The 20,019-nt window shown below is 66.8% G+C and carries 12 protein-coding genes and 1 riboswitch; of the genes, 7 read left to right on the top strand and 5 right to left on the bottom strand.

The window, feature by feature from the left end; all coding sequences use genetic code 11:
- Positions 1-60 precede the first annotated feature (60 nt).
- The gene (locus MBENS4_RS05765; protein WP_039389374.1) at positions 61-639 is read left to right on the top strand and encodes a PAS domain-containing protein; all 579 of its coding nucleotides are present in this window, start codon (positions 61-63) and stop codon (positions 637-639) included.
- Positions 640-669: 30 nt separating this feature from the next.
- On the opposite strand, the gene MBENS4_RS05770 is transcribed toward MBENS4_RS05765, so the two are convergent.
- Entirely contained in the window at positions 670-1,137 is a 468-nt protein-coding gene (locus MBENS4_RS05770; RefSeq protein ID WP_039391823.1) for a MarR family winged helix-turn-helix transcriptional regulator, read from the bottom strand.
- Positions 1,138-1,300: 163 nt separating this feature from the next.
- Here MBENS4_RS05770 and MBENS4_RS05775 point away from each other — a divergent pair, with 163 nt between their 5' ends.
- The 4 genes from MBENS4_RS05775 (at position 1,301) to MBENS4_RS05790 (ending at position 7,282) form a co-directional block, all read left to right on the top strand.
- A complete protein-coding gene (locus MBENS4_RS05775) occupies positions 1,301-2,062 on the top strand; it encodes a hypothetical protein (RefSeq protein ID WP_039389375.1) in 762 nt (253 codons plus the stop codon).
- A gap of 41 nt (positions 2,063-2,103) precedes the next feature.
- Complete coding sequence (locus MBENS4_RS05780) at positions 2,104-3,483, top strand: NAD-dependent succinate-semialdehyde dehydrogenase (protein WP_039389376.1); 1,380 nt, start codon at positions 2,104-2,106, stop codon at positions 3,481-3,483.
- A gap of 1 nt (position 3,484) precedes the next feature.
- Positions 3,485-4,903: a dihydrolipoyl dehydrogenase gene (locus MBENS4_RS05785; protein WP_039389378.1), complete on the top strand. Its 1,419-nt coding sequence runs from the start codon at positions 3,485-3,487 to the stop codon at positions 4,901-4,903.
- Positions 4,904-5,065: 162 nt separating this feature from the next.
- Positions 5,066-7,282, top strand: a complete 2,217-nt coding sequence (locus MBENS4_RS05790) for a beta-glucosidase family protein (protein WP_039389379.1) — start codon at positions 5,066-5,068, stop codon at positions 7,280-7,282.
- A gap of 211 nt (positions 7,283-7,493) precedes the next feature.
- Here the strand turns inward: MBENS4_RS05790 and MBENS4_RS05795 are convergent, their stop codons facing one another.
- Positions 7,494-9,878, bottom strand: coding sequence for a TonB-dependent receptor (locus tag MBENS4_RS05795; RefSeq protein ID WP_039389381.1), 2,385 nt, complete (start codon positions 9,876-9,878; stop codon positions 7,494-7,496).
- 493 nt (positions 9,879-10,371) lie between these two features.
- On the opposite strand from MBENS4_RS05795, the gene MBENS4_RS05800 reads away from it, so the two are divergent.
- Positions 10,372-12,627: a TonB-dependent receptor gene (locus tag MBENS4_RS05800; RefSeq protein WP_039389382.1), complete on the top strand. Its 2,256-nt coding sequence runs from the start codon at positions 10,372-10,374 to the stop codon at positions 12,625-12,627.
- Between the two features lie 93 nt (positions 12,628-12,720).
- Here MBENS4_RS05800 and MBENS4_RS05805 read toward each other — a convergent pair whose 3' ends face one another.
- The 3 genes from MBENS4_RS05805 to MBENS4_RS05815 all read right to left on the bottom strand — a co-directional run bounded on the left by MBENS4_RS05805 (position 12,721) and on the right by MBENS4_RS05815 (position 17,558).
- The gene (locus tag MBENS4_RS05805; RefSeq protein ID WP_084591970.1) at positions 12,721-13,926 is read right to left on the bottom strand and encodes a Ca2+-dependent phosphoinositide-specific phospholipase C; all 1,206 of its coding nucleotides are present in this window, start codon (positions 13,924-13,926) and stop codon (positions 12,721-12,723) included.
- 40 nt (positions 13,927-13,966) lie between these two features.
- Positions 13,967-16,252: a TonB-dependent receptor gene (locus tag MBENS4_RS05810; RefSeq protein WP_242404794.1), complete on the bottom strand. Its 2,286-nt coding sequence runs from the start codon at positions 16,250-16,252 to the stop codon at positions 13,967-13,969.
- 142 nt (positions 16,253-16,394) lie between these two features.
- Positions 16,395-17,558, bottom strand: coding sequence for a TetR family transcriptional regulator (locus MBENS4_RS05815; protein WP_039389388.1), 1,164 nt, complete (start codon positions 17,556-17,558; stop codon positions 16,395-16,397).
- 148 nt (positions 17,559-17,706) lie between these two features.
- A riboswitch (TPP riboswitch) is annotated at positions 17,707-17,836 on the top strand.
- On the opposite strand from MBENS4_RS05815, the gene MBENS4_RS05820 reads away from it, so the two are divergent.
- A complete protein-coding gene (locus tag MBENS4_RS05820) occupies positions 17,828-20,014 on the top strand; it encodes a TonB-dependent receptor (RefSeq protein WP_084591971.1) in 2,187 nt (728 codons plus the stop codon). (Overlaps the previous riboswitch by 9 nt.)
- The last annotated feature ends 5 nt before the right edge of the window (positions 20,015-20,019 follow it).

The following is a 20,019-nucleotide window of genomic DNA, read 5'->3' on the forward strand; positions in this document are numbered from 1 at the left end:
GCGTGTGCTCCAAGCTCTGCGATATGGCCAAACGTGAAGAAAGCAGCCGCGCCGAGCCCGATGGATCCCGATTCCCTGATTGCGAGCAGCCGCGTCGCCGCCGTCGTCAGCGACCCGCGACGGGCCGACAATCCGATTGTCGCCTGCAACGAGGCCTTCCTCGAGCTCACGGGCTACACACGTGACGAGGTGATCGGGCGCAACTGCCGTTTCCTGCGAGGGCGCGGCACCGAACCCGAACAGGCCGCGATGCTGCGCGAGGCTGTCGCCGAAACCCGGCCCGCGATGGTCGAGCTCATCAACTACCGCAAGGACGGCAGCGCCTTTCGCAACGCGGTGATGGTCGCCCCCCTGTTCGACGAGGAAGGGGACCTGCAGTTCTTCCTGGGCTCGCAGATGGCCATCGACGATACCGAGGCCAGCCGCCACCAGCAGGCCCGCACCCGGATCGAGGGCCTCTCCCGGCGTCAGCGCCAGATCCTGCGCGCATTGGCCCAGGGGCAGCTCAACAAGCAGATCGCCTACGAGCTTGGCGTGACCGAACGCACGGTCAAGATGCACCGCGCCGCCGTGCTGCGCGCGCTCGATGTCCGCACGGTGGCCGAAGCCATACGCATCGCCATCGAGGCCGGTTTCTGAACCTCGAGAACGCGGCCCTCTGCCCGAAGATCAGACCGGGGCCTTCCCCCCGCCAAGCGCCTCGACGACGCCTGCGAGTGTGCGGCGCAGCGCGTCGAGTTCTTCCAGGTCCTGCCCCCGGGTCATGATTTCCGGGACGTGGAGCGCCTCTTCGCGCAGCGCCTTTCCGCTTGCGGTCAGCGAGACGCGCACGCGGCGCTCGTCCTCCCGGTCGCGCTGGCGCACGAGGTGCCCCAGGGCCTCCATGCGCTTGAGAAGAGGCGTCAACGTTCCGGTATCGAGATGCAGCCGCTTGCCGATGGCCCCTACGGTCTGCCCGTCTTCTTCCCACAGCACCAGCATGACGAGGTATTGCGGGTAGGTCAGGTTCAGCCGCGCGAGCACCGGGGCGTAGAGCCTGCCGATCAGGTTGCTCGCCGCGTAGAACTGGAAGCACAGCTGGCGATCGAGGCGCAAAGGGTCCTCACGCGGGTCAGGGGCATTCAGGGACGTTCGCATCGCGCGCAACGATAGCGCATGCCCCCGCGCACTCAAAGGTTTGCGTAATTTATATTGCACACAACTTGATTGAGCAAAATGGAACTCGAAGGCCGCCTCTCCCGTTCCCCCTCCAAGAGCGAGGGTCGGCACCGGGCCGATCCTGCCGGCAAGGAGGCAAGCCATGCGTCAACTGTCCGACGGGTTCTGGAACTTCCGCGGGTCTTTCAAGATCGCAGGGGTTCTCGATGTCGGCACGCAGATGTCGCTGGTCCGAAGGGCCAATGGACGATTCCTTGTCCTCGACTCCTATGACCTGACGCCCGAGGACCGTGCCGAGTTGCAGGCGCTCACCGACAATGGTGCAGCGATCGACGCAATTCTCAACGTCCATCCCTTCCACACCCTGCACTGCGAGACAGTTCACAAGCTGTTTCCCGAGGCGCGGCTGGTGGGGACGCGGCGGCACCGCGATCAGGCCCCGCACCTGCGCTGGCAGGACGGGGTGATCGAGGACGCCTCCACGCAGGCCGAGTTCGCCGATGACCTGGCCTTCTCGGTGCCCGAGGGGGTCGACCTGGTGACACAGGACCCGTCGGTCCATGCGGGCTCGGTGCTGGTGCGCCACCTGCGCAGCGGCATCGTCCATGTCGACGACACGCTCAGCGTCCTCAAGGCGCCGGGCGTTCTGGGCAAGGTCCTGCCCCAGGGGCGGCTGCGCTTCCACCCGATGCTGGGGAAAGCCCTGCAGCAACGGGCGGGCGCGGCGGATGCCTTCGCGCGCTGGGCGCGGCAGATCGCCGGGGAATGGTCGGGCACACCCTATGTGTGCGCGGCCCATTCGGCGGTGCGCGAACTCCCGGAGACAGGCTGGCACGAAGAGGTGCTTCACGCCCTCGAGGCCGCCGAAAAGACCCTCGCCAAGCATCGCGCCCGCCACGGCTGAACCCCGCGGGCGCCCATCCCTCCAGATACGAGAGAAACGCCATGAGCGAACAACGCATCAAGACCGTCAATCCCCTCACCGAAGAGGTGCTGGATACTTACGCCTACATGAGCGACGCGCAGGCGACCAAAGTCGTCGAAGACGCACATCAGGCCTTCCTCGACTGGCGCCTGCAGAGCCTTGAGGCGCGCGCCGAAGTGATCCGCGCCATCGGCACGGCCCTGCGCGAGCGCAAGGACGAGCTGGCCACGCTGATGACGCGCGAGACCGGCAAGCTGATCGGCGACAGCCGCGACGAGGTCGATCTGTGCGCGGCGATCTGCGACTACAGCGCGGACGAAGGCCCCAAGGCGCTGGCCGATGAAGAGCGCGAGGTCGACGGCGCCACGGCCATCGTCACCCACGCGCCCATCGGTGTCGTCTACGGCATCCAGCCCTGGAACTTCCCGGCCTACCAGGCGGTGCGCTACTCGATCGCCAGCCTGATGGCGGGCAATGGCGTTCTCCTCAAGCACGCCGAGAACTGCACCGGCAGCGGGCTCCTGCTGCGCGAGATCTACGAGCAGGCGGGCCTTCCCGAAGGGCTCTTCGGGGTCCTGTGCATCACGCACGAACAGTCCGATGCGATCATCGAGAATGACCTGGTGCGCGGCGTGACGATGACCGGCAGCGACAAGGCCGGGCGCCACATCGCGGCCAAGGCGGGCGAACAGGTCAAGAAGACCGTGCTCGAACTGGGCTCGAACGATGCCTATCTCGTGCTCGACGATGCCGACCTCGATCTCGCGGTCGACACCTGCGTGCAGGGCCGCCTTTATAACAACGGCCAGACCTGCGTGAACGCCAAGCGCTTCATCGTGACCGAGGCGAACTACGACGCCTTCGTGGAGCGCTACGCCAGGAAGTTCGACGCCATCGTGCTGGGCGATCCGACCGACGAGAACACGCAGCTTGGCCCGCTTGTCAGCCGCAGCCAGCGCGACCAGCTGCACGAGCAGGTCACCAAGAGCGTGGAAAAAGGCGCGCGCCTTGTCGTCGGTGGCGAAGTGCCCGAGCGCAAGGGCTGGTTCTACCCCGCCACCGTCCTTGCCGATGTCGCCCCGGGCCAGCCCGCCTACGAGGACGAGCTGTTTGGCCCGGCCGCCGCGATCATCAAGGCGAAGGACGATGGCGAGGCCATGCGCATCGCCAATTCCAGCCGCTACGGCCTTGGCGGGGGTATCTTCAGCCGCGATGTCGAGCGCGCCCGCGAACTGGCAAAGACCCACTTCGACACCGGCATGGTGTTCATCAACACCTTCGACATCGCCACGCCCAACCTGCCCTTCGGCGGGGTGAAGAACTCGGGCTATGGCCGCGAGCACGGGCCCGAGGGCCTCAAGGAGTTCGTCAACATCAAGTCGATCAAGATCGCCCGCTGAGATGGGCGAGACGCTCCATTGCGACGTCGCGGTGATCGGGGCCGGCACAGCCGGCCTCGCAGCCGAACGCGCCGCGCGCGCCAATGGCGCCTCGACCCTCCTGATCGATCCGGCCTTCAACGGGACGACCTGCGCCACTGTCGGCTGCATGCCCTCCAAGCTCCTCATCGCCGCGGCCCACCGGGCCCGCGCGGTGAGGACGGCAGGCCCCTTCGGTATCGAGGTTGGCGATGTCGCGATCGACGGCCCCGCCGTCCTGCAGCGGGTGCGTGACGAGCGCGACCGCTTTGCTCGCCTGACGCGCCAGTCCTTCGAGGACCTGCCCGCCGGTATCGCGATCAAGGCCCGCGCCCGCTTCACCGCGCCGGGGCGTCTGGCGCTTGACGACGGGCGCTGTGTCGCGGCGGACCGGGTCATCATCGCCACCGGCTCTTCTCCGGTCCTGCCCCCCGCTTTCGCGGCGCTGGGGGACAGGGTTCGGACCAGCGACACCATCTTCGAGATGGACGATCTGCCGCGCCGCCTTGCGGTTGTCGGATCGGGCGCCATCGGTCTCGAACTGGCCCAGGCATTCGCGCACCTGGGCGTCGAAACCACGCTGTTCGACCGCGCCGAACGTATGGGCAGCCTTCGCTGCGCGCGGGTGCACGAACGCTTGCAGGCCATCATCGCAGCGGATCTCGACCTCAAGCTCGAGGTCGAGGTGACACCCCACGCCGAAGAGAACGGCGCCCGGATCGAGTGGTCCGATGGTGAAGGCGAGGCGGGCGAAGCGCAGTACGATCTCGTGCTCGCCGCGCTGGGCCGTTCCCCGCAGCTGGCCGACCTCGATCTCGATGCAGCCGGGATAGCCTGCGATGACAAGGGCGTCCCCTTCCACGACCGGCGCACCATGCGCTGCGGCAACAGCGCGGTGTTCCTCGCAGGCGACGTCGCATCCGACCTCCCGCTCCTGCACGAGGCCTCGCACGACGGGGCCATCGCCGGGCGCAACGCGGCGGCCTTCCCCGCTCCCGTGACGGCCGAGCGCCATGTCCCCTTCAGCATGATTTTCACTGAGCCCACGGTCGCGACCATTGGCGCAGCTGAGGACGAGGGCGCGGTCACCGGCACCGCCGACTTCGACGACCAGGGCCGCGCCCGTGTCGAAGGCCGAAACGCAGGGCTGCTCACCCTCCACGCCGCAGCGCCTGACGGGCGGCTGATCGGCGCGGACATGGTCGCACCCGCGGGCGAGCACCTTGCCCACATGCTGGCCTGGGCGATCCAGGAGGGCCGCACGGCGAGCGAGCTCCTCTCCCTCCCCTTCTACCACCCCACCATCGAGGAAGGCCTCAAGAACGCGCTGCGCACGATCTGCCAGGCGACGCCCATCGACCTTCCCCAGGACCAGGACGCCGGCACCCCGCCCGGCGCCTGATGAAAAAGGACAGCCCGAAAGCGCCTTGAACGCAGCGCAATGTTCGCTTCATGGACAGAGGCAAGCCGCCATTTGCCTTGCTGCGTCCGGCCGGGGGAGGCTGGCGCTCGATAGCGCGCGACGCCGCGTCGCCCCCCAATCGAGCAAGGATGCACCTGCCCCATGACACCCCGGTCCGGCCTCAACGCCGCACTTCTTCTCCTGTCCGCAAGCCTCTCCTCGACCGCGCTGGCACAAGCCCAGCGCGCGCAGGAGATTTCCGGCCCGGCCTCTGCGGGCACGAACGATCCCGATGCGCGGGCCCGGGCGACCGAGAAGGCCATGACCCAGGAGGAGCGCTACCGCTACCTCGACAGCCCCATGGCGCTGGACCTCCCGGGCCTCGCGCAGGTCCCTGAAGGCGCGCACCCAGCGGTCGGCTATGTCCCGCCGATCCCTCGGCTTGGCCTGCCCGCGCTTTACGAGACCGACGCCAGCCTTGGCGTCACCAACCCGTCCGAGGTCCGCAAGGGCGACTGGTCGACCGCCCTGCCCGCCAGCATCTCGCTGGCCGCGACCTTCTCGCCCGAGCTGGCCGAGCGGGGCGGCGCCGTGGTCGGCCAGGAAGCCCGCGCCAAGGGGTTCAACGTCGTGCTCGGCGGGGGCAGCAACCTCATCCGCGAACCGCGCAATGGCCGCAATTTCGAGTACCTGAGCGAAGACCCACTGCTTACAGGGCTCATGGCCGCCGGATCGATCCGCGGCATCCAGAGCCAGAAGGTCGTCTCCACGATCAAGCACATGGCTCTCAACGCGCAAGAGACGCTGCGCATGACGCTCGATGCCCACATTGCCGAACCGGCCCTTCGCGAAAGCGACCTGCTCGCCTTCCAGATCGCCATCGAACAAAGCGCGCCGGGCGCGGTGATGTGCGGCTACAACCTCGTCAACGGCCAGTACGACTGCGAGAACGAGTTCCTGCTCAACACGGTGCTCAAGGAGGACTGGGGCTACAAGGGCTGGGTCATGTCCGACTGGGGCGCGGTGCATAGCCTCCAGTCGGTGGTCAACGGGATGGACCAGCAGTCGGGCTCCCAGCTCGACCCCGATGTCTACGTCGGCGACCCCTTGCGCGAGGCCGTCGCCGAAGGGCGCATCCCCGAGGCGCGCGTGTCCGAGGCTGTGCGCCGCATCCTGCGCTCGGTCTACGCGGTTGGCGCGGACGCCCCGTTTCCCAGCGAGCCCGCTCCCATCGACTACGCCGCCCATGCCAGGGTCGCGCGCGAGGCTGGGACTGCGGGCATCGTCCTTCTCAAGAACGCCGAGGATATCCTGCCTCTTGCCGCCAGCGCAAAGTCGATCGCGGTGATAGGCGGCCATGCCGACATGGGTGTCATGACCGGCGGAGGATCGAGCCAGGTCACGCCTGAAGGCGAGGTTGCGACCCTGCCCATCGGCGGGCGCGAGAGCTGGGGCGGCTGGGCCAAGGCCGTCTACTTCCCCTCCTCCCCGCTCAAGGCCCTGAAAGAAGCCCTGCCCGACACGCAGGTGAAATTCGACAGCGGTTACTACCACCAATCCGCCGCCCGCTTCGCCGCGCGCAAGGAGATCGCGATCGTCTTCGTCACGGCCTGGTCGGGCGAGGCGCTCGACGGCAGCCTGACCCTGCCCGAAGGACAGGACGCGCTGATCGAGGCGGTCGCGGCGGCCAATCCCAACACCGTGGTCGTCATCCAGTCGGGCAACCCGATCAAGATGCCCTGGTTGGACAAGGTCAAGGGCGTGATCGAAGCCTGGTATCCGGGGCAGGAAGGCGGGGCCGCCATCGCCGACATCCTGACCGGCAAGGCCAATCCCTCGGGCCACCTGCCCGTCACCTTCCCGCGTGACGAGAGCCAGCTGGTGCGCCCGGAGATCCCGGGCCTTGGCGAACCTGAAGGCACGCGCCTTGTCGTTGAGTACACCGAAGGCGCGGATGTCGGGTACCGCTGGTACGCCGCGAAGGACCTGAGCCCGCTGTTCCCCTTCGGACATGGCCTGAGCTACACCCGCTTTGCCCATGAGGACCTGCGCGTGAACGCGGCTCCCGGAAGCGCGCCCACCGCCTCCGTCTCGGTGCGCAACACCGGCGCGAAGGGCGGGGCGGACGTGGTCCAGCTCTATCTCACCTCTGGTCCGAAGGGGGCGACGCGCCGCCTCGTCGGCTTCCAGCGCGTGGACCTGGCGCCGGGCGAAGCCCGCAAGGTGGAGATTGCTCTCGACCCACGTCTGCTCGCGAACTGGACGGACGGGGCCTTCGTCCAGGCGGCCGGGCGCTACACCTTCGCCGCGGGCCATTCCGCGCAGGACCTGGGCACCCCGGTCGAGGTGACGCTGAAGGCGCGCACGCTCGGCCGCTAAGCCTTAGCGCGCCCCATTCTCATACCATCCGCGCCCGCCCTCCCGGACCTGGGAAGGCGGGCGCTTTCGTACATGCGCGTTCCACAAGGATCGCCGCCCCGGAGCGCGCCCCTTCCCCCACGCAAAATGCCCGGCGTGCACGACGCACACCGGGCATTTGCACGAACCGATGGCAGGGACTGGCAGAAAGCCCCTGCAGATCGGATCGGGATCAGAAGTCGTAGCGGATACGCGCGCCCCAGGTCCGCAGCTGCGGAAGGCCCACGTACATCACGTCCTTCTCCTGGAAGGTCGCGTTCGGGTTCGACAGGTCCCAGTTGGGCTGCACGCTGGTATAGGTCTTGTCGTTGAAGGCGTTGGTGACAAAGCCCTCGATCCACACGTTGTCCGAACGCAGGCCCACGCGGAAGTTGACCTTGGTCGAGGCGTCGGTCTTGGCGAAGTTGCCTTCGCTCTCGTAGACGCCCGACTTGTAGGACAGCTCCGAGCGCAGGTACCATTCGTAGTCCGGCATCGGCGCGAAGGCCTGCGCGAATTCCGCGTTCACCTGTGCCGAGTACTTCGAGACGAAGGGCAGGCTCTGGCCCGAGACGTCGTCCGAACCGGTCAGCTGCGCGCAGGTCGAGCACAGGCCTTCATCAATGTTGGTGTCGTTGATCGCCCCGCGCGCGGTCAGCGTGAGGGCATCGATCGGACGCGCCGTCAGGTCAAGCTCGATCCCCTTCAGCGTCACCTTGCCCATGTTCGTGAAGAACCACGAGATCTCGGGCATGCCGCCGCTGTTGTTGGGGATGATCAGGGTCTGCTCGGTGATCTTGTCGGTCCAGATGTCGTAGTAGACATCGCCCGAGACGATCAGCCGGTCGTTGAAGAAGCGCCCCTTGAAGCCGACCTCAAAGTTGTCGAGGTATTCCGGGCTGACGCCGCGGGTCACACCCATCGCGATGAGGTCGTCGACGAAGGCGGGATCGGCTGATTCGAGCGGGTCGAGCCCCAGCCCCGGGTTCACGCCGCGCGAGTAGGTGGCGTAGACCATGGTGTCGAGGTCGGGCTTGTAGCGCAGGCTGACGCGCGGCAGGAAGCTGTTGTAGGTGCGCTGGTAGACGATGTCGTCGGTATCGCCGGTGCGGCTGATGACCTTGTCCGACTGGTAGCGCGCGTCGAAGTCGACGGTCAGCTGGTCGGTGAGGTCATAGGACAGCCCCAGGAACCCGCCCCAGGTCTTGTTCTCGCTGGTGGACGAGAAGGCGCTGTTGATCCCGGTGAAGTAGTAGATCTCCGAGTAGCCTTCGTAGCCCTTGGCCCACAGGTAGCTGCCCCCGAACATCCAGCGGAAGCGACCGTCCTGGTTCGAGGCGATGCGCACTTCCTGCGAGAAGTCCTTCTGCTCGTGCTGGATCATCAGCGGCCAGTCGGTGTACTCCTGCGCGAACTCGCCCGAGGTAAAGGTGTTCTCGTAGGGCGAGGCATAGGCGTTGAGCGGATAGAGCACCGTCCAGGAATTGCGGTTCACGCCGGTCAGACTGGTGATCGAGGTGCCCCCTTCGGTGACGTATTCGGCAACGCCGCTGAAGTGGTTGCTGTCCCGCGTCATGCCGAAGTGGTCGATCTGCTCGTCCTGGTTCATGATCGGCGAGTAGTTCTCGAGCATGTTGGCGACGCCCGCATTGACCTCGGTGCGCGCGCTAGGCTGGCCGGGCAGCAGGCCCGGCAGCGTGCCGCAGAAGTAGGGCAGGTCCTGCGCGCCCAGGTTGCAGTTCGACTGCGAGCCCAGGATCACGCCGGTGGCGCCCGGCCCGTCATCGTCGTTGGCAACCATGCCGAACAGGTTGACGGTGAAGTTGTGGCTCGGCGTGAACTTGAGCTGCAGCGTGCCGCTGCGGGTGCTCTGATCGCCCAGCGTCTTGCCCGGCTCGGCGTTGTTCTTCCACGAGCCGTCCCGCGTGAAGTAGCGACCCGTCGCGCGGAAGCTCAGGACGTCCTGGATGATCGGCCCGCCGACCGCGCCGCGCAGGTCGTAATAGTCGTCGGTGCCAGCAAGGCCGCTGACATAGCCGGTGAAGTAGTCGGTCGGCTCGGCGGTCACCATGTTGATCGCGCCGGCAAAGGTCTGGCGGCCGAAGTAGGCGCTCTGCGGGCCCTTCAGCACCTCGACGCGTTCGAAGTCGAACACGCCCGTCACGGTGCCGTCCGAGACCTGGATGCCGTTGATGAAGGTCGAGCTGGTGCGGTTGCCGCGCGAAGGCGCCATGCCGCGGATGATGAGAGCAGTCTGGCTGCGGTCCGAGCGGCCCGAACCGGTGATAGAGTTGTTGAGGTTCATGCCCGGCGTCACCGCGGTCAGATCCTCGACCGTCTGGACGTTGAGCGACTGAATGTCCTCGCCCGAAAGCGCGCTGATCGCGATGGGAACATCGAGCGCGCTTTCCTTGCGCTTGCGCGCGGTCACGACAATGTCGCCAAGCCCGGACTGTGCAGGGCCCTGCTGGGCCGCAGGCGCCGTGGCCTGGGCATGGGCCGCCTGGGTTCCCCCGAGAACCAGCGGCGCGAATGCGACTGTCGACAAGAGCAGCCGGCTCGTGTGCTTAAACATCATGCTTTACCCCCTAAGAGCTTCTTTTCTTCATACCCGCAGCCCCCCGGCCCCTGCCCTCATGCAGGAACCCGACGCACATGCGGCGCCCTTCGGAGCCCTCGTGAAGCTCCGAAATCCTCAGCCCGTTGATCCGTGAATTGGTGTACCCGGGCCCCGTCCGTTCTCGTTCTTGCGGCACGCCATGTGCTCGCCCGGGGCATTGCGGAGACTGCTCAGGGTTTCGGATCCGGTCGACGGGACTGCGGCAAAAAATTCGTGACACGAACTATTCGCCGCGTGAGCATCCGCATGGAGAGAGCCTGAAGTTGTGAGACGGTAGGGATCGAAGTGTTCGCCAGCTGGGCGCTAGGGCGTCCTGCCCCGCGGATCTCCGGGACATTGCCACGCATCGCACATGCTAACTGACGGTAGTCGTGGAAAAAACGGGCCTCATATTTGACGTTATAACATAACATGGCTTGAAGGCGCTTCCTTTCAAAACAGGTGGGACGCCATGCGAAACGTTACCCTGCTGGCCGGTTCGGCAGCTCTCTTTCTTCCCTATTCCGGAGCGCTGGCCGCTCCGCCCCGCGACACCGACATCCTCGTTACTGGAGAGCGCGAAGAGGTCGCCCGCGCGAGCGACCTTGCCGGCACCCCGGCCCGCGTGCTTGCCGGCGAGGCGCTGGAGGAGGACCGCTCGCAATCGCTGGGCGAGACGCTTGCCCGGTTGCCCGGGGTCCAGAACAGCTACCAGGGCCCCCTTGCCGGGCGGCCCCAGATTCGCGGGCAGGCCGGCAACCGCGTCGCGCTGCGCTTCAATGGCCTCGCGCTCGACGACATGTCGGGCATCACCGGGGACCATGCCGCGCCGATCGAGCCCTTCCTCGCCGATGCAATCGAGGTCCTCAATGGCAGTGCCGGCGTGCTCTACGGTGGCCACGCCATCGGCGGCGCGGTCAACCTGCGCGATGGACGCATTCCCCGCAGCGCCGCAAAGGCCCCTCTGTCCGGGCGGGCGCAAGTGAGCGGAGGGTTCAACACGCCGGTCACCGCCATGGCCCGGCTCGACGGCGGGAAGGACGACTTCGCCTGGCACGCCGACATGCTCTATCGCCATGCCGGCGACTTCGACATTCCCGGCCTCGCCAAGGCCGACGAATGCCGCAGCTGGGCGGACCTGGTGACGAACGTCACCTTGCAGGGCATCTGCCAGGTGCGCACCGCAAGCCCGCAGTGGGCCTATGACCCGGACCTGGGCCGCTACGTCGATGCAACGCCTGCCGAGCAGCAGATCATCGAGGACCCGGCGCCGGGCCGCAAGGGCAAGCTCGTCAACAGCGGGCTCGAGACAGTCGCGGTCAACCTCGGCGCCAGCCATGTCGGCAGCCAGGGCTACTTCGGGCTCGCGGCGGGCTACTATCGCAGTGACTACGGCGTTCCCGGCTTCCAGTCGGTCACGCCCGCGAGCCCTTCCCCCTCGCCCATCGCCATCGCGGCCGAGCAGCTGCGCCTTGATATCGACGGGGTCCTCTATGCGCCGCTGCCGGGCCTTGCCGCCGTGCGCCTGCGTGCAGGTTCGGTGCGCAGCCACGATCGCGAGCGGATCGACGGCAACGATGCCAGCGCCTTCGAAATCCACTCCGACACCGTCCGGCTGGAACTGACCCAGGCCGCGCTCGGCCCGCTCACGGGCGTCCTCGGCGGCGAGGTCAACCACCGCAAGCTGGAGACCCGCAGCGACACGGCCTACCTGCCCAGTGTCGAGACGACGAAGCTGGCGCTCTTCGCGCTGGAACGTCTGACCATCGGCCCTGTGCGCCTGAGCGCAGGCGGCCGCCATGACTGGATCGAGCAGGACCTCGACGAGACCAGCGTGCGCGATGGCCGCGGGCTCGGCGTCAGCTACGCCCAGGACCGCGACTTCCGGCTGTGGAACGCCTTTGGCGCGCTGCGCGTGACACCGCTCTCCTGGCTGCACCTCGATGCCCGCTACGCGCTGGGCGAGCGCGCGCCCGAGGTCAACGAGCTCTACGCCAACGGCAACCACTTCGCCTCGCTGTCCGATGAGCAGGGCGATGGACGCCTGCGCAAGGAGCGCTCACAGACCTGGGAACTGGGCGGAACGCTGGACCTCACGCCGTTCACGCTCTCGGTAACCGGCTACCGGGTGAATTATGAGGACTACATCTACCTCGGCAACACCGGCATCAGCCGCACCCTGCCGGTGCGTGAGTGGCGCCAGGGCGACACGCGCTTCAAAGGCATCGAAGGCGAGGCGACCTTGCGCGTGCCGCAGGTCGGCCCGGGCGATCTGGAACTCCATGTCTTTGCCGACCACGTGCTGGGTAAGCCCCGCTTCCACGCCCCCGACGACTACAGCCCGTTCAACTTCGACTATCCCTCGAACGCGCAGTGGACCGCCGAATACTACCACCGCCAGCTCGATGGCGAATACCTGCCGCGCATGCCGGTTTCGCGCTACGGCGCCGATGCTGCGCTCTCCGGCGCGCGCTGGCGCGTCTCGGCGGGCACGGTCCATTTCGCCCGGCAGACCCGCTTTTCGCAGGATGAAACCGCAAGCCCCGGCTACTGGCTGGTCGATGCCCATGCGCGCTACAAGCTGCCGCTGAGCACGCACGACATCGAGATCTTCGTGGACGCCACGAACCTCACCAACACCGAGGCCCGCGCGCACAACAGCCCCCTGCGCTACCGCGCCCCGCTGGTCGGACGCGCGGTCACGCTGGGTGCCCGCGCCGCCTTCTAGCCGCGCGCCTGGCCCTGTAACGAACAAGGAGGCGGTCCGACCCCGAACCGCCCCCTTCCAACGTGCTGTACGGCCATCGGGAAATGGCCCTGTTTACTGCCCCCCGGCCGCAGGGCTCAGCCGCGCCGCCGCGCCGTCTCCGGTCGGGAGGCGGACCAGATAGGGCGTGCCATAGACATTGCCCGGCCGCTCGAAATCGGTCGAGACGATCTGGGCACCACTGCCCAGCGCGGCGTTGGCACGGGTCATATCGTTGGCCCTGGCCTCGTAGGTCTCGATGTCGGAACGCGTGCGCACGAGATAGCCCTCGGCCACGGCCTTGCGAATCTCGTCCTCGCGCACGATCGCGTTGTCGTACATCAGGAAGGCGGCGTGGTCCTCGCCCGGATTGGCCCGCAGGAAGGCGACGCGCCCGGCGAGCGAGGGATGGCCTTCCAGATAGGCCGCCGCGCCCTGCGGCCCGTTGGCGGTAATCATCAGGAACATCACCTTGCCGCGCGCACTCTCCAGGCGCGGCCAGTTTCCCGCCCGTGCTGCGGCGTTGAGCGTGGCGTGCTCCCCGCGCAGATCGTCGGGCGTGATGATCCGGGACCTGTCGAAGACCGAGAGGATCTCGGCATCGAGCGCGTCGAAGGCGGCCTTGTCGAAGGGCAGCGGCTCGGCGGAATCGGCAAAGAGCTTGCGCCCCTGGCTTTTCGCCTCGACCAGGATGAAGAGCGGGACATGGCCCTGATGGGCGTCCGACCAGTCCCGGATCTGCGCAAGGCAGGTCACGAACAGGGTGCAATGGCTGCGAAAGTCATAGTCGACGATGTGCTGCACCTTGTACCCCGGCCTGGCGAGCGCCGCTTCGTCGATGGCGAAACCCGGCGCGATGCCCTCGCGGCGCAGCGCCCGATACCCGGCGGGATCGGCATAGCGCCCACCGTCGGGGTCCGGGTTCACGTCGAGCTCCAGGCTGCGCATGCCCAGGTCCAGCTGCGTGGTGAGGTCGGGGTGCAGGTAGTTCAGGGCATCGTCGAAGGAGATCCCGTTGGGATGCTCCTCGGCCATCAGCGCGCGGCGTTCCTCGGGCAGGGCATCGAAGGCGGCCAGCATGGCCTCGAAGCGCGGGCGCATCAGTTCAACCAGGCGCCGGTCGACCGGCAGCGCATAGCTGTTGTGCGTTCCCAGGACCTGGAGATGGTTGATCGGCGTCGCGCCGGGCAGGTCCGGCGCATCGATCCGCTCGGGCGTGTCGGCCCGCGGCGCTGGCGGGGCGCCTTGCGCGCTCACCGCGAAGAGGGGGAGCGCCAGCAAGGCACTCCCCAGCACCGGGTCCGTGTGATCCGGCCCCGCATCAGAAATCCGCCGAGATGAAGCCGCCCAGCGTGCGGCGCGCCGAAGGCGAAGTGTAGTGCAGCATCCCGACCGCACCGTAGTTCTGGAAACCCGTCGAGTAGTAGGTGTCGAACAGGTTGCGGGCATAGGCGCCGAACCGGATGTTGCTGTCGGGCAGCGTGAAGGTCACGCGCGCGTTGACCAGGCCATAGCCATCGACATGCGAGTAGTCGGGCTGGCCGGTGACGGTCCAGTACTCGCTGCGCCAGGCGTAGTCCAGGTGGGCACGAGCGCCCAGCCCCGAGGCGAAGGTGTGCTCGTAATCGGCCGAGACCATGCTGGAGAACTTGGGCGAATTGGTGAGCGCGGTGCCGGTGTAGTCGGTCGTCTCGTTGTAGACGTAGTCGGTGAACTCGCCATCGGTGTAGGTGAACGAGCCATTGAGGGTCAGCCCCGGCACCGGCACCAGCGCGATCACGCCTTCCACGCCCTTGGTGCGCAAGGCCCCCGCATTGCCAATCGTGGTCGCCTGCAGTTCACCGCCCTGCCCGTCGGGAATGGTGGTCAGGATGGTGGTCTGGAAGTCCTTGAAGTTCGAAAGGAAGACATCGAGGTTTACGCGCAGGCGGCGATCCCACCATTCGGACTTGATGCCCGCTTCCCAGGCCTTCACGGTTTCCTTGCGGTAGGGGCTGTAGTCGTTGCCGACAAAGGCAATGCCCGCCGGCTTGTACCCGGTCGAGTACGTGGCGTAGAGCATGACGTCGTCGCTCAGGTGGAAGGTCGGGGCGATGCGGTAGGAAAAGTTCCCTCCCGTGACCTTGCCATCGGGATAGACAGGCGCCGGGCTCGTGCCCGCGAACGTCGGATTGTAGCCGGTGATCGGCTCGGGATCGAGCCAGATGAAGTCCAGGCTCTGCGAATTCCAGTCGTGGGTATAACGCCCGCCCAGCGCCAGGTTGAAACGATCGGTGAAGTTGAAGGTGACCTGCCCGAAGGCCGCCGCGGTCTCGTTCGTGGAATCGAACAGCGAGGTATTGGCATCGGCCACCCCTGCCGCGCCCGTGATCGCGTAGAGCAGCGGAGCAATGGGAGCGCCGCTCGCATCGTAGACTGGCGCACCCAGCGTCGCCCACTGCAGCTGCGTCTGCTGCGCGTTCAGCTTGTTGTAGAAGGCCCCCACGACATATTCCACGAACCCGCCGGTGGGCGAGGCCAGCTGGAATTCCTGGCTGAACTTGTTGGTATCCAGCTCGCCTAGGTTGAAGGGAACGTACGCGTACTGGTCAAGCGGGAGCAGGTTTACAGGCGTAGAGTTGTCGTAGGCGGTTTCGCGATAGGCCGTGATCGACTTCAGTTGATGCTCGCCAAGGCCCAGGTTCACCTCCAGCGAGCCGCCGTATTCGCGCGTAGTGATTTCGCCAAAGCTGCCATCGGCGGTGTCAGCGCTACGGCCATCGGGAAACACGCCCAGTTCGGCGAGCATCTGCGCGACATTCTCGGGCTGGTTGCCCGCGGGCGTGCGCACGCTGGAATCCCAGTGGCGGGCAAAGTCGGCGCGCGCGATGAACTCCAGGTCCGGCCCGGCATCGACCAGCAGGCGCGCACGGCCACCGTATTCGTGGGTCGAACCGATGGTCCGGTCGAGCGTGACGTTGCGCCCGAACCCGTCCTGAGCCTGATCGAAACCGGACACACGCAGGGCGACGTCGCGCCCCAGCGGCACGTTGAGGGTTGCGTTGAGAATGCGCTCGTCATGTTCGCCATAGCTGCCGCTGGCCGACAGCGAGGTGACGCCCAGTTCGGGCTTGCGGGTCGTCACCGAGATCACGCCCGAGGTCGCGTTCTTGCCGAACAGGGTACCCTGTGGCCCCATCAGCACATCGATGCGCTCCATGTCGGTGATGCCGATGAGGCCATTGGCCCGCTGGCCGTCCATCACGACACCATCGACCACGACACTGACCGACTTGGCGTTCGAGAAGTCGAAGGAGCGGCTGCCCACGCCGCGGATCTGGAAGGCCGCGCCCTGGGTGGGATCGTACTGTACCCCGGGGACCATGTACTGGATATCGGTGAAGTCGGTGTAGCCGGTCTGCGCCAGAGCATCGGCATCGACCGACTTGATGGCGAGCGGCACATCCTGGCTGTTTTCCACGCGGCGCTGCGCGGTCACGGTAATTTCATGGAGCTGGCCGGGCGCGGCCTCCGCGTCCTCGGCCAGTTCACCGGCGGCAGCCATGGCGGGCAGCGAAGAGACAAGGGCGCTCCCGGTCAGGAGCACCGTGGCAAGACGGAGAGGCAATCTGGTGGAATCAAAGGCGTGCATATCGGGCGTCCCTGTTGTGCGTCAGGAGCGCCCGATAGGAGTGGCCCATTGCCGTTTTAAGACATCCGTTCTGTCAAATATTCGCCATATAATTTGTAATTTAGCACACTCGTTCGGCCTAATCGCGGGCCAGTTCGCGCAGCCGTTCCGGAAATGCCGCGCTATCCAGCGTCTGCCCCTCATCGCCCAGAGCAATAGCCTCTCCGATCAGTGCCATGGTGAACGCCTGGCTGCGTGCGCGATCCCCCTCGCCATCAATCAGAGGGGCAACCTGCGCGTGGACATTTTCCGCGCGCCTTCGCCGCATGTCGATCGCAAAGGGCGTGAGGCGCGGATCGCGCAGGGCGCCGAGCGCCATCTCATGGGTCAGCAGCAGCACCTGGCGTCCTGCGCGCGCATCGCCGGGCTGCCCCAGCGACGCGCGCATACGCCGGTACAGTTCCTCCACACCGCCCAGCACCAGGTCACGATGCGAGAGAAAATGGTGCGTCAGCGTGGAGAGAGGCACCCCGGCCGATGTCGCGATCTGGCGAAACGAGATCGCTTCCACTCCTTCGCGGGCCATGGCGTCGGCGATCTGCCCTGCCAGCACCGCCTTGGTGCCCTTGATCTCGCTCGCCCCCTCCAGCGCCGCCTGCGCCGGACCGGCCAGTTGCGCGACGAGGTGGAGATGCCAGGCGCTCACCGCGCTGCGAGCGTGCGCCCCGGCAGGACGCAGCAGCGCCCGCAAGGTGGACTGGCGCAGAAGCCGGTAGTCGCGGCTCTGCCCCAGAAGGACACTGAAGACGCGCTCATCCACGCCATAGCACGCGATGCGGCGCACCAGCCCCCGGGCCTCGGGAAAGTCCTCGAACAGGCCTTGCCAGAACCCCTGGTCGTGCGCCCACAACCGCGCGCGCAGCGCCCCAAGAGCCGGATCGCGATGGGCCTGGATATAGATCTCGGCCATGACGATTGCCGAAACGCGCCCGTCCTGTGACACCTCGTCAAGGACCTGCGTGACGATATCGGTCACGCTGGCAGGGTCCAGTTCCGGGCAGGAGGCCAGCTGCGTGCGCCACTGGTCACGCCGCGCGTCGATGATCTCGCATTCCCGCGCGACGACAGCCTCCAGCAAAGCCGCCTTGTCCCCGATCTGGTAGCGGATCTTGCCGACAGACATCGCCGCCTCTCGCGCAACGAGACGCAGACTGAAATGGTACAGTCCTTCGCGCGCCAGAACATTTCGTGCCGCATCAAGGATTTCGTCGCGATCCCGGGCCTTGGTCGAGGAGCTTGTCATCGCGGTTACGGATAGTGCGATCCTGCAATTTTCCAAGCCGGGACTTCGCCTGTCGTGGTCCGATGGTGTCGGCCCCGACGGTGGCGGCGAGCGCAACGCAGCGTGCAACGATTGACGCTGGCGCACGCTTTTTCTAAGCGCGGAACATCATCAACCCACGGGGTGTCCTGGCGCTGTCAGGGCTGAGAGGCGGATCACGGCGCATTCCCGCGCAAAGTCTGCAAACCCGCGAACCTGATCCGGTTCATGCCGGCGGAGGAATAGGGACCATGCGACAACGCGCCGCACGTCACGCCACACGTACGTCTACCATCTTCACATTCCTGGGCGCTGGCCTTTGCCTTGGCACACCCACCCTCGCCCATGCCGAGGAGGCCGCGGGCGAGGCCCCCATCGTCGTTACCGCGCGCGGCCGCCCCGAGGCGCAGATCGCGGTGCCCGACACCATCACGGTCTACACGCAGGACGACATCGCCCGGCGCAAGCTGACCACGATAGACGACTTCATCGCCGCAACGCCGGGCGTGTTCCTGATCAACGACCAGGACCCGGGCACCAACATGATCTCGGTGCGCGGGGTATCGACCAACCGCAACCAGTCGCCCTCCATCGCCTACGTCGTGGACGGGCTCGCGCTCGCCGATTCCGAGCTCTTCACCCTGCGCACTTACGATGTCGCGCGCGTCGAGATCCTGAAAGGGCCGCAGGGAGCACTGTTCGGACGTTCGGCCTCGGGCGGCGCGGTGGACATCGCCACCAACGATCCCACCGACGAGGCAGGCGGCATGGCCTCGCTCGGCATGGGCAACGGCTTTACCTGGACCGCGGACGGGGTCGTCAACGCGCCGGTGTCCGAGCGCGTGCAGCTGCGTCTGGCGGGCTCGTACCGCAATTCCGACGGCTTCATCCGCAACAGCTACCTCGACAGGAAGGTCGACGGCTTCACCAGCCGCAACCTGCGCCTGAAGGCGAAGATCCAGACCTCCGAGACCAGCACCCTCAACCTGCGCCTCGCCTGGGCCGACGAGGATGGCGGCGCGGCCTATATCTCGTCCGAGAATGTCACGGGGCGCAACGGCGGGCGCCTCTCCGGCGCGATCCTGACCGATCCGCAGGGCGACTTCGAGGGCCGCTTCGCGCGCAAATGGTGGGGCGCGCAGGCAACCTTCGCGCAGGACCTGGGCGATACGCTCCAGCTCACCTGGTCGGGCGGCTACGACAACTACCACAAGGACTTCAGCGAAGAACTCGACTTCCGCCACGATACGCCCGTCACACTGGACGGCGTTGCGCTGTTCCCGGACGGCATCCAGCCCATATCGCAGCCGGTCGACATCGAGGCCTGGACCAGCGAACTGCGCCTGACCTCGCAAGGGAGCGGCCCGCTGCGCTGGCACGCAGGCGTCTTCTTCCAGCGTCTCGAACGTGACCGGACCGACGATCTGGGCCCGCTGCTGTTCGGTGCCGAGCCGCAGCGCGCCGAGACCCGGAGCAACCAGATCGGCCTCTTTGCGCAGGCGAGCTACGACGTGCTGCCCACGCTGGAGGCAACGCTGGGCCTGCGCTACGACCGCGACCGGCGCAAGGAAGACACGGTCGGTACGGACACCGCCACGACCTATGCCCGCCGCGCGCAGACTTTCGACAAGTGGCAGCCCAAGCTCTCGCTCGCCTGGCGCCCGAGCCCGGACTTCACCGCCTATGTCACGGGCAGCGTCGGCTTCAAGGCGGGCGGCTTCAACCCCCTTCCCGGCCCCTCGGACATCTGGACCGCGAACTTTGCCGCCGAAACCGTCAAGTCGCTGGAAGCGGGTATCAAGGGCCAGCTTGCCGAAGGGCGCGTGCGCCTTTCCCTCGCAGGCTTCGTGACGGATTACAGCAACTTCCAGAACACCGTGTTCCTGGGCAATTCGGTCGTGCTGTCGGTGCCCAAGGTCAATGTCCACGGGTTAGAAGCCTCCGTGCAGGCGGACCTGGGACAAGGCTTCCGCCTCGATGGCGGCGCGGCCTGGACGCACAGCCGCACCGGCACCTACATCACCCCCAACCCCACGCCGGAACCGGGCGAGCCTGACCTGGTGAATCTCACCGGCAAGCGCACCCCCAACGCGCCCGACTGGACGCTGAACGGCGGCATCGGCTGGGAGGGTGAGGCCGGGCCTGCCAAGCTCGACGCGCGCCTCAGCGTTGCCTACGTCTCGCGCGTGGACTTCGAGATCGACAACATCCTGCACACCCCCGGCTACGCCTCGGTGGACGGGCGGCTTGGCGTTGAGCTCGGCGCGTGGAACCTGGAAGTCTGGGCCAAGAACCTCTTCGACACGCGCTGGGCAATTTCCGCCTTCGGCCAGCAGCAGTTGCCGCTGCTCCTGGGCCTTGGTCCCAACGGCCCGTTCGACAGCTTCACCATCAATACCGGCCGCCAGTTCGGCGTCGGCGCCACCCACCGTTTCTGAAGGAA

It is taken from the genome of Novosphingobium sp. MBES04 (assembly GCF_000813185.1).
GTDB classification, from domain to species: domain Bacteria; phylum Pseudomonadota; class Alphaproteobacteria; order Sphingomonadales; family Sphingomonadaceae; genus Novosphingobium; species Novosphingobium decolorationis.